This window comes from Bacillus sp. FSL M7-0003, assembly GCF_038628485.1.
GTDB lineage: Bacteria > Bacillota > Bacilli > Bacillales > Bacillaceae > Bacillus > Bacillus safensis.
In genome coordinates this window covers 2,934,741-2,947,877 of record NZ_CP152024.1, presented here as the reverse complement: position 1 = coordinate 2,947,877, position 13,137 = coordinate 2,934,741, and the positions used below count along the sequence as shown (strand labels likewise).

General features: G+C 43.0%; 17 protein-coding genes and 1 riboswitch. All 17 genes read left to right on the top strand.

All coding sequences use genetic code 11. From position 1 onward, the window contains the following. Nucleotides 1-5 precede the first annotated feature (5 nt). The 17 genes from MHI23_RS15245 (at nt 6) to sufU (ending at nt 13,127) form a co-directional block, all read left to right on the top strand. Complete coding sequence (locus tag MHI23_RS15245; protein WP_024426007.1) at nt 6-1,181, top strand: acetyl-CoA C-acetyltransferase; 1,176 nt, start codon at nt 6-8, stop codon at nt 1,179-1,181. 14 nt (nt 1,182-1,195) lie between these two features. After that, nucleotides 1,196-2,977 carry an acyl-CoA dehydrogenase family protein gene (locus MHI23_RS15240; protein ID WP_098677577.1) on the top strand — a complete coding sequence of 594 codons (1,782 nt, stop codon included), beginning with the start codon at nt 1,196-1,198 and terminating at the stop codon, nt 2,975-2,977. A gap of 111 nt (nt 2,978-3,088) precedes the next feature. Further along, a complete protein-coding gene (locus MHI23_RS15235; RefSeq protein WP_024423406.1) occupies nt 3,089-3,445 on the top strand; it encodes an arsenate reductase family protein in 357 nt (118 codons plus the stop codon). A 66-nt stretch (nt 3,446-3,511) separates the two neighbouring features. After that, nucleotides 3,512-3,895 (top strand): glycine cleavage system protein GcvH, encoded by a 384-nt coding sequence (gcvH, locus tag MHI23_RS15230; protein WP_008347039.1) that lies wholly within the window; start codon nt 3,512-3,514, stop codon nt 3,893-3,895. Nucleotides 3,896-3,940: 45 nt separating this feature from the next. Then, on the top strand, nt 3,941-4,177 hold the full coding sequence (locus tag MHI23_RS15225) for a YusG family protein (RefSeq protein ID WP_024423405.1): 237 nt from the start codon (nt 3,941-3,943) through the stop codon (nt 4,175-4,177). A 131-nt stretch (nt 4,178-4,308) separates the two neighbouring features. Next, entirely contained in the window at nt 4,309-4,653 is a 345-nt protein-coding gene (locus MHI23_RS15220; RefSeq protein WP_024423404.1) for a toprim domain-containing protein, read from the top strand. A 12-nt stretch (nt 4,654-4,665) separates the two neighbouring features. Continuing rightward, nucleotides 4,666-4,968 (top strand): thioredoxin family protein, encoded by a 303-nt coding sequence (locus tag MHI23_RS15215; protein ID WP_024426005.1) that lies wholly within the window; start codon nt 4,666-4,668, stop codon nt 4,966-4,968. Nucleotides 4,969-5,088: 120 nt separating this feature from the next. After that, nucleotides 5,089-5,430, top strand: a complete 342-nt coding sequence (locus tag MHI23_RS15210) for an SCP2 sterol-binding domain-containing protein (protein WP_024423403.1) — start codon at nt 5,089-5,091, stop codon at nt 5,428-5,430. A 102-nt stretch (nt 5,431-5,532) separates the two neighbouring features. Beyond that, a riboswitch (SAM riboswitch) is annotated at nt 5,533-5,641 on the top strand. A 154-nt stretch (nt 5,642-5,795) separates the two neighbouring features. After that, a complete protein-coding gene (locus MHI23_RS15205) occupies nt 5,796-6,821 on the top strand; it encodes a methionine ABC transporter ATP-binding protein (protein ID WP_024423402.1) in 1,026 nt (341 codons plus the stop codon). After that, entirely contained in the window at nt 6,814-7,482 is a 669-nt protein-coding gene (locus tag MHI23_RS15200) for a methionine ABC transporter permease (RefSeq protein ID WP_024423401.1), read from the top strand. The genes MHI23_RS15205 and MHI23_RS15200 overlap by 8 nt, the downstream gene beginning before the upstream one ends. A gap of 14 nt (nt 7,483-7,496) precedes the next feature. Beyond that, nucleotides 7,497-8,318: a methionine ABC transporter substrate-binding lipoprotein MetQ gene (metQ, locus tag MHI23_RS15195; protein WP_342492063.1), complete on the top strand. Its 822-nt coding sequence runs from the start codon at nt 7,497-7,499 to the stop codon at nt 8,316-8,318. A 103-nt stretch (nt 8,319-8,421) separates the two neighbouring features. Next, nucleotides 8,422-8,790, top strand: coding sequence for a carboxymuconolactone decarboxylase family protein (locus tag MHI23_RS15190; RefSeq protein ID WP_003212803.1), 369 nt, complete (start codon nt 8,422-8,424; stop codon nt 8,788-8,790). 215 nt (nt 8,791-9,005) lie between these two features. Next, nucleotides 9,006-9,140: a hypothetical protein gene (locus MHI23_RS15185; protein ID WP_254965641.1), complete on the top strand. Its 135-nt coding sequence runs from the start codon at nt 9,006-9,008 to the stop codon at nt 9,138-9,140. A 213-nt stretch (nt 9,141-9,353) separates the two neighbouring features. Then, nucleotides 9,354-10,139, top strand: coding sequence for a Fe-S cluster assembly ATPase SufC (gene sufC, locus MHI23_RS15180; protein ID WP_007500355.1), 786 nt, complete (start codon nt 9,354-9,356; stop codon nt 10,137-10,139). An 18-nt stretch (nt 10,140-10,157) separates the two neighbouring features. Continuing rightward, nucleotides 10,158-11,471 carry a Fe-S cluster assembly protein SufD gene (gene sufD / locus MHI23_RS15175; RefSeq protein ID WP_342492062.1) on the top strand — a complete coding sequence of 438 codons (1,314 nt, stop codon included), beginning with the start codon at nt 10,158-10,160 and terminating at the stop codon, nt 11,469-11,471. Beyond that, the gene (locus MHI23_RS15170; protein WP_056765832.1) at nt 11,471-12,691 is read left to right on the top strand and encodes a cysteine desulfurase; all 1,221 of its coding nucleotides are present in this window, start codon (nt 11,471-11,473) and stop codon (nt 12,689-12,691) included. The genes sufD and MHI23_RS15170 overlap by 1 nt, the downstream gene beginning before the upstream one ends. Beyond that, on the top strand, nt 12,681-13,127 hold the full coding sequence (sufU, locus tag MHI23_RS15165) for a Fe-S cluster assembly sulfur transfer protein SufU (RefSeq protein WP_012011181.1): 447 nt from the start codon (nt 12,681-12,683) through the stop codon (nt 13,125-13,127). Before MHI23_RS15170 ends, sufU begins: the two co-directional genes overlap by 11 nt. Nucleotides 13,128-13,137 lie beyond the last annotated feature (10 nt).

Genomic DNA, 13,137 nt, shown 5'->3' with positions numbered 1-13,137 from the left:
TCAAAATGAGAGAAGCAGTCATTGTCGCTGGCGCAAGAACACCAGTAGGGAAGGCGAAAAAAGGATCGTTAAAACATGTCCGGCCTGATGATATGGGCGCATTATGTGTAAAAGAAACGTTAAAGCGTGCCGGTGAATACGACGGTCAAATAGATGATTTGATCATTGGCTGTGCAACGCCAGAAGCAGAGCAGGGGTTAAATGTGGCGCGGAATATTGGGGCATTAGCGGGATTGCCTTATACGGTACCTGCCATCACCATAAACCGTTACTGCTCGTCTGGTCTTCAATCTATCGCTTATGCGGGTGAACGTATTATGCTCGGGCAGGCAGACACGATTTTAGCCGGAGGAGTCGAATCGATGTCGCAGGTGCCGATGATGGGGCATTCCATTCGTCCGAATGCTCTCTTGGCAGAGCAAGCACCTGAATACTACATGAGCATGGGGCACACGGCAGAGCAAGTGGCGCAAAAGTATCAGGTCACACGTCAAGATCAGGACGCCTTTGCGGTGAGGAGTCATCAAAAGGCAGCAAAGGCACTTCAAGAAGGGAAATTTTCAGATGAAATTGTGCCTGTTGATGTAACAGAGCGACGGGTAGGTGAGCAATATCAATTAGAAGAGCATCAATTCACGTTCTCACAGGATGAAGGTGTGAGAGCAGGCACAACGGAGGAGATTCTTTCCACATTGCGTCCAGCCTTCTCAACAAAAGGCACGGTGACCGCAGGGAACTCGTCTCAAACAAGTGACGGGGCTGCGTGTGTGATGATGATGGACCGCGAGAAAGCATCCTCACTTTCTCTTCAGCCGCTCGCTAAATTCAGAGCATTTGCTGTTGGCGGTGTACCGCCTGAAGTGATGGGGATCGGTCCGGTTGAAGCCATTCCGCGTGCGCTGAAAATCGCTGGACTCGAGCTGAAGGATATTGGACTGTTTGAATTAAACGAAGCGTTTGCCTCTCAGGCAATTCAAGTCATTCGTCATTTAGGAATTGATGAGGAAAAGGTGAATGTCAATGGCGGGGCAATTGCGCTCGGACATCCGCTCGGCTGTACAGGAACGAAACTAACGCTGTCACTGATTCATGAAATGAAACGGCGAAACGAGCAATTTGGCATTGTCACAATGTGTATCGGCGGGGGCATGGGAGCAGCAGGCATTTTTGAATTGATCTAAAGGGGGAAATCAGGATGAAAGCATTGGAAGATGTAAAAAAGGGTGGAAGCTTTTTAATTGATGAGACGAATTATGAGCATATTTTTACACCGGAGGATTTCTCTGATGAACATCAAATGATTGGAAAAACAACAGAGGATTATATTTTACAAGATGTGGTTCCGCATATTGATCAAATTGAAAACCATGAGTTCGAGCATTCGGTCAGGCTTCTCAAAAAGGCTGGTGAGCTTGGGCTGCTTGGAGCTGATGTGCCTGAGGAATTCGGCGGGCTTGGATTAGATAAAATCAGTTCAGCAATCATTACTGAAAAATTCGCTAGAGCAGGAAGCTTCTCACTTTCCTATGGCGCTCATGTCGGTATTGGTTCTCTGCCAATCGTGCTCTTCGGAAATCAAGCGCAAAAGGAAACGTACCTGCCAGGACTCGCCTCTGGAGAAACCATTGCGGCGTACGCACTCACTGAGCCGGGATCAGGTTCTGACGCTCTTGGAGCAAAAACAACGGCAGTTCTGAATGAAGCAGGTACCCATTATGTCCTCAATGGAGAAAAGCAGTGGATCACAAACTCCGCATTTGCCGATGTCTTTGTTGTGTATGCGAAGATTGATGGTGAACACTTCTCTGCTTTTATTGTCGAAAAGGATTTTCCAGGTGTCAAAACGGGGCCTGAAGAGAAAAAGATGGGTATTAAAGGATCATCGACAAGAACATTGATTCTTGAAGATGCCCAAGTACCGAAGGAGAATTTGCTCGGTGAAGCTGGCAGAGGTCATGTGATTGCGTTTAACATTTTGAATATTGGGCGCTATAAGCTGGCAGTCGGCACAATCGGTGCATCAAAGCGCGTCATTCAATTGTCGGCAGAATATGCGAACCAGCGTAAGCAGTTCAAAACACCAATTTCTCGATTCAGCTTAATTGGTGAAAAAGCAGCCAATATGTCAGCAAAGCTCTATGCGATGGAAAGTGCTGTTTACCGTACGGTTGGATTATTTGAACAGCGGATGGGGCTCTTAAGTGATGAAGAGCAAAAAGACGGCAAACAAATTGCCCAATCCATTGCGGAATATGCGATTGAATGTTCTCTCTGTAAAGTGCTTGGCTCTGAAACGTTAGATTATATTGTGGATGAAGGCGTGCAGATTCACGGCGGATATGGATTCATGCAAGAATACGAGGTCGAAAGAGCCTATCGCGACTCACGAATTAACCGGATTTTTGAAGGGACAAACGAAATCAACCGTTTGCTTGTACCAGGTACATTCTTGAAGAAAGCGATGAAAGGAGAGCTTCCGCTGCTTCAAAAAGCGCAAACCTTACAGGAAGAGCTAATGATGATGATGCCGGAAGAGCCAGGCGATCAGCCGCTCGATCAAGAAAAATATTTGCTCGCCCATGCGAAAAAGATCGCCTTAATGGTGGCTGGTATGGCAGCCATGAAATACGGGAAAGCCTTAGACAAAGAGCAAGAAATTCTTGTGAACATAGCCGATATCGTCAATGAAATTTTTGCTGCTGAATCAGCGATTCTGCGTACAGAAAAGGCAATCGCTGCAACAGGGGCAGAAAAGAATGAACAAAAGCTTGCTTACACACAAATTTTCACGCAGGAAGCTTTCTTAAAGATTGAAGCCCATGCAAAAGAATCCTTGATTGCGATGGAGGAAGGAGATTCACTCCGTATGAGCCTGTCAGCCCTTCGCAAGCTGACACGATTTACGCCGATCAATGTCATCGCCAAAAAGCGCGAAGTGGCAAAACGAATCTTTGAAGCAGAGAAATATATCGTATAAGGATGGCTTAAAAGGTGCGGATACTACTCCGCACCTTTTTGTAAGCATACATTTAGGTTTTTAAAATATTTTGTGATAAAATGTTGTCACAATTTGCAGGAGGTGAAAATGGTGGCTTTAGATTTTTACGAATACCCATCTTGCGGTACATGCCGAAAAGCAAAAAAGTGGCTGGAAGCACACAATAAAGACATCAACAGCATACATATCGTCGAAGAGACGCCTGATAAAGAAACATTAAAAGCCCTTTACGAAAAAAGCGGTTTAGAGCTGAAGAAATTCTTTAATACAAGCGGACAAAAATACCGGGAGCTGCAGCTAAAAGATCAACTTCCTGCAATGTCAGAGGACGAGCAGCTAGAATTACTCGCGTCTAACGGAATGCTGATTAAGCGCCCGATTACAACAGACGGAAAACGAGTCACGGTAGGATTTAATGAAGATACATTTAAAAGCGTCTGGAAATGATGTAACTTTCATTCAGATTGTGGTATCTTCAATATAGATTGTAAGAAAAGACTGGAGGGGTATTGAATGAGCACACCAAAAGATTTACGTTATTCAGAAGAACATGAATGGGTCAAAGTAGAAGGAGATAAGGTGCGTATCGGTATTACGCATTTTGCTCAATCTGAGCTGGGCGATATCGTGTTCGTTGAGCTTCCTGAAGTAGGAGACAAAATCACAGCGGACGAGCCTTTCGGAAGTGTAGAATCAGTGAAAACCGTTTCTGAACTTTATGCACCGATCAATGGCACAATCGTTGAAGTGAACGATGAGCTGGATGACAGCCCAGAATTCGTCAACGACTCTCCATACGAAAAAGCATGGATGATCGTTGTAGAACCAGCTGATGCTTCTGAAATTGAGAACTTAATGACGGCTGAGCAATATGAAGAAATGACAAAAGAAGACTAATTCATGAGAAATTGGACACTCTACCTTTATGGGGGGGTGTCCAATTTGTCTTTTCAAAAAGAACACGTGGATATAACAGAGCATGTCACTGGACGATTCAAAGAAAGCGGCATGGTGCTTTATCATCAAAATGAAGAGATTGGCACGATGATTAGTGAAAACCAATATGAGCTGAAATCGGGATATTCCTATGATCAAAATCGTTTTTATCGTTTAACGGACACATTAACCGATGGGACAGAAAAATATGTTGACTGTGACGATGAAAATGGCTGGTGCTAATCACAGATGAGACTGCAGTGAACAGAAGCTGCAGTCTTTTTGATGACGAGGCGCTCAATCTTTACAACCTGAATGAAAGATTGTAATCTAAGGAAGAAGTGAATCAACGTCAAAAGGGCCGGGTGATCGTGATGAATGTCGAGATAGAAAAGGTCATCATTGTAGAAGGTAAAACAGACAAACAAAAGCTAAAAGAAGTCATAAGTGAACCTGTTACCATCATTTGCACCAATGGCACGATCAGTACATCGAAGCTGGATCAGCTTGTGGACGATTTAGTGGGGAAAGACGTTTACATATTAGCTGACAGTGACGATGCAGGCGACAAACTGCGGAAGCAATTTCGAAAAGAATTCCCTGAAGCACTTCATCTTTTTGTCGACAGAACGTACCGCGAAGTGGCCGCTTCACCGTCAGCCCACATTGCATCTATCCTATTAGCTGCAAACATTGATGTTCATTCGAAATATTTATGAGGGTGGACGTATATGAAAGAGATTGAAGAGCACGAATTCAAGGAGATAGAGGACGATTTATTTCTTTTATACTTATATACACCGTTTTGCGGAACATGCCAGCTGGCAAAGAAAATGCTGGCAGTCGTAGACGCCATGCAGCCGGATGTACCATTTTACGAAAACAATTTAAACTATTCACCAGGCTTTGCGAAAGCATTTGAAATTGAGAGTGTTCCTTGCTTTCTCCTGTTTAAAAAAGGTGAATTGGTGCAAAAAGGCTATGCCTTTCACTCAGTTCCATATCTTCATGAAATGATTGAAACCGCTAAATAAAGCGGTTTTTTGTCATAATTCAAGAAATTCATTTGAAAATTTGTCGAGTTATTTATAAAGGACAAGAAGATGTTTGTAGAGAAATGTTATGTATAACCAAATGACAGGGAGGTTATACATGTGGAAAATGTGAAAGCCCATGGTAACACAGGGCAGCGTTTATTATTAAAGCCGCTGCTCTCATCATCATCCTTGAAGATTACATTTGAGGCGGAAACTGACTCTTGTACATTGATTGTGGATGAACGTGGTGAAGTGAAGAAACTACCTGCAATTGAGTTATCGGATCTCATCTTTTATGGTGAGAGGAAAGAAATTCTTCAATTATTAGATGGAGATATGTCCTTACAGCAGTTAATCAGCAGAGGACAAGTCAAAGTGAAAGGGTCATTCCGTGCGCTCCTTAGACTAGAGGCAGTGCTTTGGCTGACGAACGGTTTTTTTCGAAAAATGATAACGTAGTTGTTTACTTGGAAATTAGCGATTTACAGCGTTGACATATCTCGGGTAGCATGATATTCTACGTTAGTAAAAACATGAACATCACATAAAACAACATATTTTCTCTTATTAAGAGAGGTGGAGGGACGTGCCCTATGAAACCCGGCAACCGTCAGCATAGCTGAAATTGGTGCCAATTCACTCAAAGCCGCAGCGCTTTGAAAGATGAGAGAAAGGCGTAATTGACATAAAAGGCCTTTCTGCTTGCGTTGCAGTTAGGTCTTTTTTACTGACCCGGCGCCAGGCTAGAGTCATGACACAAAGAAGAATAAATAACGTATGTGATGGAAACCTATAGATTCAGCAAGAAAGCAGGTGATCAGACTGTGATCCATTTACAGAATGTATCAAAAACGTACCATTCAAAAAGCGGAAATGTTGATGCCGTGAAAGACGTCAACTTGGATATTGATAAAGGTGAAATATTCGGAATTATCGGGTATAGCGGTGCAGGGAAAAGCTCGCTTATTCGCCTATTAAACGGTCTGGAGCTGCCAACAGAAGGAATTGTTGAAGTGGCAGGCAACCGGATCAATGAAGTATCAAATGCGAAACTTCGGAAAGCAAGACAAGAAATCAGCATGATCTTCCAGCACTTTAATTTACTTTGGTCAAGAACGGTGAGACAAAACATTATGTTCCCGCTTGAGATCGCAGGTGTACCGACATCGAAACGGAGAGAGCGTGCGAATGAACTGATTAAATTGGTCGGTTTAGAAGGAAAAGAAAATGCATATCCGTCTCAGCTGAGCGGCGGGCAAAAACAGCGTGTCGGCATTGCGAGAGCATTAGCGAATGATCCCAAGGTTCTTCTATGTGACGAAGCGACATCTGCGCTAGATCCGCAAACGACCGATTCGATCCTTGAGCTTTTGGCGGATATCAATAAACGGTTAGGGCTCACGATTGTGCTCATTACACATGAAATGCACGTCATTCGCAAAATTTGTCATCGCGTCGCGGTCATGGAAAATGGACGCATTGTCGAAGAAGGCGAAGTATTACGCGTCTTCAGACAGCCAAAGGAAGAAATGACGAAACGATTTGTGAAACAGCTTGCAGAACCAGAGGAAGCGAAAGAAACAATCGAGCACGTCTTAGAACGTGTAAAAGAAGGTCAGGTCGTACGGTTGTCCTTTATTGGAGACTCTGCCGAGCAGCCGCTGATCACTGAAATCATTCGATCCTTCAATGTCGATGTGAATATCCTTCAAGGGAAGATTTCTCAAACGCAGGAAGGCGCGTTTGGAACACTCTTTATCCACATTAATGGAGAAGAGACTGAGGTAGAAAAAGCCATCGCCTATATCCAAAGCAAACAGGTTGAAATCGAGGTGATGACACATGTTTGAGAAATGGTTTCCGAACGTTGATTTAGACGTCATCTGGAGTGCAACAGGTGAAACGGTGTATATGACACTGATTTCATTGGCATTTGCCTTTGCAATCGGGATTATCTTAGGGCTCCTGCTCTTCCTTACAGGAAAAGGCGGTCTTTGGGAAAATAAACCGATAAATGCTGTCATCGGCGCTGTCGTCAATATTTTCAGATCGATTCCTTTTATCATTTTAATTATTTTATTACTAGGGTTTACGAAATTCTTAATGCATACGATTCTTGGCCCAAATGCAGCACTCCCTGCCCTTGTCATAGGGTCAGCTCCATTCTATGCACGTCTTGTCGAAATTGCACTGCGTGAGGTAGACAAAGGAGTTATTGAAGCAGCACGATCAATGGGAGCAAAAACGTCGACAATCATTTTCAAAGTATTGCTGCCAGAATCATTGCCAGCCCTTATTTCAGGTATTACCGTAACAGCGATTGCTCTAATTGGCTCTACTGCGATTGCAGGTGCAATTGGAGCAGGCGGACTTGGTGACCTCGCCTATGTGGAAGGATACCAATCTGGTAATACAGATGTCACACTTGTAGCTACTGTGTTTATTCTCATCATCGTCTTTATTATTCAAATAATCGGTGATTTGATTACAAATAAAATTGATAAACGTTAAGGGAGGATTTATTGATGAAGAAATTGATTTTAAGTGCACTATTTCTAGCATTTGCAGGTATTTTAGCTGCGTGCGGTTCATCTAATAACGCAAGTGAAAGAAAAACCATTACGGTTGCCGCTTCAAAAACGCCGCATGCCGAAATTCTTGAAGAAGCAAAACCACTTCTAAAAGAAAAAGGCTACGATTTAAAAGTGAAAGTGCTTAGCGATTATAAAATGTACAACAAAGCGTTAGCTGAAAAAGAAGTGGATGCGAACTTTTTCCAACATATCCCTTACTTAAACGAAGAAAATAAATCAAACAAAGATTATAACCTAGTGAGTGCTGGTGCGGTTCACCTTGAGCCTTTCGGTATCTACTCTAAGAAATACAAATCCGTAAAAGATATTCCAAACGGCGGCACAATCATCATGACAAACAACGTAGCTGAACAAGGCCGTATGCTTGCCCTGCTGCAAAATGCTGGTGTCATCAAGCTTGATCCGAAGGTTGATACAATTAACGCAACAGTAAAGAACATTAAAGAAAACCCAAAGAACCTAAAATTCAAAAAAATCGCACCTGAATTAACTGTGAAAGCTTATGAAAACAGTGAAGGCGATGCTGTATTTATCAACGTCAACTATGCGATCCAAAATAAATTGAATCCGAAAAAAGATTCAATTGAACTTGAGCAAACAAAGAACAACCCATATGCAAACATCGTTGCGGTTCGCAAAGGTGACGAAAAATCAGATAAGATCAAGGCACTAATGGAAGTTCTTCACTCTGATAAAATCAAAGAATTCATCGACAAAAAATATGACGGTGCAGTATTGCCTGTATCTGAGTAACAACATTTCAACCTCGCTTCTACCAAAGCGAGGTTTTTTGTGTATTTTTTCAAATCTCGCTCATAATAAAAACGTACAAATGACCTGAAGGGATGGAATCAAGATGAATGAACAGCATATGAGCGGATCCATGCAGCAATCACTGACTGATTATAAAACCGCAATGGGTGAATTCCAGAAGAAAATGCCGGTGTTTGGAAAGAAATTCAATGAATTTACGGAGCAGTGCTTCCAAAGCGATTCATTAACGCAAAAGGAAAAACAAATGATTGCCCTCGGTATCAGTATTCATGCGCAGGATGAATACTGCATGATTTATCATACAAAAGGAGCGCTCGATCAAGGAGCGACAGAAGAGAATTTGCTGGAGGTTGTCAGCGTGGCGGCAGCTTTTGGCGGCGGGGCAGCACTAAGCCAAGGAATCACTGTCGTTCAGCAATGTATTGATGAATTTGGAGGACAGACGCATTAAGGGAAGCAAAACACGGTATTTTTCCATCTCAGGGAGTTGAACGCTTCTCATCCGATTGTGTGAGAAAATATGCCAGCATAAGGTGTCATATCCCTTTTGAGTGAAGCCGCATACGTTTGCTACAATAAAGCTACACTCAAGGAAGGGAATGGTTTATTATTTGTTCGGACCATAGTACACTGGGATTGGATTATACCGCCGAGATGGAAAAGGCCATGCATCAAGCTCATGGCATGAGCTATGCAGAGTACGAAAGAGACCATGACTTAAGGATGAAAGTGGAATATAAACGAGAGCAGTCCTATCGAGATGAGAAAAGACAGCTCGCAAAAATGAATATACGAGGCTAATAATAGCTGAGGGGCGGGGAGAACAGTTTCCCGCCCTTTCTTTATGAAAACAGTCTTTTCGACATAAATCCTTTTATCTACCTGCTTTTTTTGTTAGAATTTTGAGAGCATCCTCTCACGCTTATCGTGAATGTGTTGTATTCAGTTTTAATTTGTTATAAAATTAGAATGAGAATAAATTGAGAATAATGATTATTTTGGAGGTATCGATATATGACTGCTTCGACATTAACAATTAAGGACTTGCACGTTGAGATTGAAGGGAAAGAAATCTTAAAGGGTGTAAACCTCGAGATAAAAGGTGGAGAATTCCACGCAGTAATGGGACCAAACGGAACAGGTAAATCTACTTTATCTGCTGCCATTATGGGTCACCCAAAATATGAAGTAACAAAAGGCAGCATCTTGCTTGATGGCGAAGATGTCCTTGAAATGGAAGTAGATGAGCGCGCTCAAGCTGGTCTTTTCCTTGCGATGCAATACCCATCTGAAATCAGCGGTGTTACAAATGCTGACTTCCTTCGTTCTGCAATTAACGCACGCAGAGAAGAAGGCGATGAAATCTCTCTTATGAAATTCATCCGCAAAATGGACGAAAACATGGAGTTCCTTGAAATGGACCCAGATATGGCACAGCGCTACCTAAACGAAGGTTTCTCAGGCGGGGAGAAAAAACGCAACGAAATTCTTCAATTAATGATGATTGAACCAAAGATCGCCATCCTTGACGAAATCGATTCTGGTCTTGATATCGATGCCTTGAAAGTTGTTTCTAAAGGAATTAACAAAATGCGCGGCGAAAGCTTCGGTTGCTTAATGATCACTCACTATCAGCGTCTACTGAACTACATCACACCAGATCACGTTCATGTCATGATGCAAGGTCGTATCGTGAAATCTGGCGGACCAGAACTCGCGCAGCGTCTAGAAGCAGAAGGCTATGACTGGATTAAAAAAGAGTTAGGAATTGAAGACGAAACTGTTGGTCAAGAAGCGTAAGCGTTAGGAGGATTATTGATGACATTAGAAACGAAATTATCAGTAGATCAAGATTATGTCAAAAGCTTCTCCGAGAAGCATCAGGAACCGGCATGGATGAGCTCCCTTCGCTTACAGGCTCTTGAAAAAGCAGAAGACCTCCCAATGCCAAAGCCTGACAAAACGAATATTTCAAAATGGAATTTAACGAATTTCAAACAGCATACAGTCGAAAGTGCGCCATTTGGATCATTAGAAGAGCTTCCAGAAGAAGTGAAATCTCTGATTGATTTAGAGGACACAGATAAGACAGTTTACATTCAGCGTGATCAAACGCCGGCCTATTTGTCTCTTTCAGCTGAAGCGAAAGACAAAGGTGTGATCTTCACTGATCTTCATACAGCGATTCGTGAGCATGGAGATTTAGTGAAACAATACTTCATGACAGATGCAGTGAAAGTGGATGAGCATAAACTAACAGCTTTACATGCTGCTTTAGTGAATGGCGGAGCTTTCCTCTATGTACCGAAAAACGTAGAGCTTGAAGCACCAATTCAAGCTGTTTATCTTCATGAAAATGACGAAACGACTTTGTTCAACCATGTCATCGTCGTAGCAGACGATCATAGTGCTGTGACATATGTAGAAAACTACATCAGTACAGCAAAACCGAAAGAAGCGATCTTCAATATCGTTTCTGAAGTGTTCACAGGCGCTAACGCCCGCGTCACATACGGTGCTGTAGATAACCTTGCAGAAGGTGTCACAGTATATGTGAACAGACGCGGTATGGCAAATGGTCGTGACAGTAAAATCGAATGGGCGCTTGGCCTGATGAATGATGGAGACGTCGTGTCTGAAAACATCACAAAACTGATGGGCGACGGTACATTCGGTGATACGAAATCAGTTGTTGTCGGCCGAGGAAACCAAACAGAAAATTTCACAACAAGCATCATCCACTTCGGTAAAAACTCTGAAGGGTATATCTTGAAGCATGGTGTGATGAAGGATCAAGCATCCTCTATCTTTAACGGAATTGGCAAAATCGAGCATGGCGCAACAAAGTCAAATGCAGAGCAGGAATCACGTGTCCTCATGCTGAGTGAGAAAGCACGCGGTGACGCAAACCCAATTCTTTTAATTGATGAAGATGATGTGACAGCAGGGCACGCCGCTTCTGTTGGACGTGTTGATCCAATTCAATTGTACTACCTCATGAGCCGCGGAATTTCCAAAGAAGATGCAGAAAGACTTGTGATTTATGGCTTCTTAAATCCAGTTGTGAAAGAACTGCCGATTGAAGGAGTTAAAAAGCAGCTGATTTCTGTGATTGAAAGGAAAGTAAAATAATGAATATCAAAGACGTTCGTGAGCAATTTCCAATCCTTCATCAGCAAGTGAACGGACATGATTTGGTGTATTTGGACAGTGCAGCGACTTCTCAAAAACCAAGAGTGGTCATTGATGCAATGAATGAGTATTACCGGTCTTACAACTCGAACGTCCACCGGGGTGTTCATACCCTTGGCACAAAAGCAACGGACGCATACGAGGGTGCGAGAGAGAAAGTTCGTGCATTCATCCGTGCTTCATCTGTCCAGGAGATTATTTTTACTAGAGGTACAACAACTGCACTAAACACAGTGGCGATCAGCTATGCTAGAGCAAACCTCAAAGAAGGCGATGAGATTGTCATTACGCATATGGAGCATCATGCGAATATCATCCCTTGGCAGCAAGCAGCAAAAGCAACTGGCGCCACATTGAAATACATTCCGTTACAGGAAGACGGCACGCTATCGCTTGAAGATGTGAAGCAAACGATCACACATCAAACGAAAATTGTCGCAGTCACACATGTCTCAAACGTATTAGGAACCATCAACCCGATTAAAGAGATCGCCAAAATTGCCCACGATCATGGGGCAATCATTGTCGTCGACGGTGCGCAAAGCACCCCGCACATGCAAATTGATGTTCAGGATCTAGATTGTGACTTTTTCGCATTCTCTGGGCATAAAATGTGTGGACCGACTGGCATCGGTGTGCTTTACGGGAAGAAGGACCTGTTGAATAATATGGAGCCTGCTGAGTTTGGCGGTGAAATGATCGACTTTGTGGATCTATATGATTCTACATGGAAAGAGCTGCCGTGGAAATTTGAAGCGGGAACACCGATTATTGCTGGAGCAGTTGGACTAGGAAAAGCAATTGACTTCTTAAATGACATTGGTATGGAGGAAGTCAGCCGTTACGAGCATCAGCTTGCGACTTACGCGCTTGAGCGCTTTAAAGAGCTTGACGGTGCGACTGTTTATGGACCGCAGCACCGAGCTGGGCTTGTGACGTTTAACTTAGACGACGTCCATCCGCATGATGCGTCAACTGTTCTGGATACGGAAGGTGTCGCCATTCGTGCTGGACACCACTGTGCACAGCCGCTCATGAAATGGCTTGGTGTATCAGCGACTGCAAGAGCAAGCTTCTATCTGTATAATACAGAAGAAGAGATTGACCAACTTATTGCAGCGCTCCGTAAGACAAAGGAGTATTTTACGAATGTCTTTTAATGTAAACTTAGATACACTGTACAGACAAGTGATTATGGATCATTATAAAAATCCGAGAAACAAAGGTGTACTAAACGACAGCATTGTCGTCGATATGAACAACCCAACGTGTGGTGACCGTATTCGTCTTACGATGAAAATCGAAGACGAAAAAGTCACGGATGCGAAATTTGAAGGAGAAGGATGCTCGATTTCGATGGCATCTGCCTCTATGATGACGCAGGCGATTAAAGGGAAAGATATTGAAACAGCTTTGAAAATGTCTCAGATTTTCTCCGATATGATGCTAGGAAAAGAATACGACGATTCCATTGATCTTGGTGACATTGAGGCGCTGCAGGGAGTGGCAAAATTCCCTGCCCGCATCAAATGTGCAACATTATCCTGGAAGGCGCTTGAAAAAGGCGCATCTGCCGAAGATAACGGCAAATCATAAGATTGGAGTG

Excerpts from the sequence above, each read along its gene's own strand:
- MHI23_RS15245 (WP_024426007.1), top strand. The coding sequence starts at position 6 with ATGAGAGAAGCAGTCATTGTCGCTGGCGCAAGAACACCAGTAGGGAAG.
- MHI23_RS15240 (WP_098677577.1), top strand. The coding sequence starts at position 1,196 with ATGAAAGCATTGGAAGATGTAAAAAAGGGTGGAAGCTTTTTAATTGAT.
- gcvH (WP_008347039.1), top strand. The coding sequence starts at position 3,512 with ATGAGCACACCAAAAGATTTACGTTATTCAGAAGAACATGAATGGGTC.
- MHI23_RS15220 (WP_024423404.1), top strand. The coding sequence starts at position 4,309 with ATGAATGTCGAGATAGAAAAGGTCATCATTGTAGAAGGTAAAACAGAC.
- MHI23_RS15215 (WP_024426005.1), top strand. The coding sequence starts at position 4,666 with ATGAAAGAGATTGAAGAGCACGAATTCAAGGAGATAGAGGACGATTTA.
- MHI23_RS15200 (WP_024423401.1), top strand. The coding sequence starts at position 6,814 with ATGTTTGAGAAATGGTTTCCGAACGTTGATTTAGACGTCATCTGGAGT.
- metQ (WP_342492063.1), top strand. The coding sequence starts at position 7,497 with ATGAAGAAATTGATTTTAAGTGCACTATTTCTAGCATTTGCAGGTATT.
- MHI23_RS15190 (WP_003212803.1), top strand. The coding sequence starts at position 8,422 with ATGAATGAACAGCATATGAGCGGATCCATGCAGCAATCACTGACTGAT.
- MHI23_RS15185 (WP_254965641.1), top strand. The coding sequence starts at position 9,006 with ATGCATCAAGCTCATGGCATGAGCTATGCAGAGTACGAAAGAGACCAT.
- sufC (WP_007500355.1), top strand. The coding sequence starts at position 9,354 with ATGACTGCTTCGACATTAACAATTAAGGACTTGCACGTTGAGATTGAA.
- sufD (WP_342492062.1), top strand. The coding sequence starts at position 10,158 with ATGACATTAGAAACGAAATTATCAGTAGATCAAGATTATGTCAAAAGC.
- MHI23_RS15170 (WP_056765832.1), top strand. The coding sequence starts at position 11,471 with ATGAATATCAAAGACGTTCGTGAGCAATTTCCAATCCTTCATCAGCAA.
- sufU (WP_012011181.1), top strand. The coding sequence starts at position 12,681 with ATGTCTTTTAATGTAAACTTAGATACACTGTACAGACAAGTGATTATG.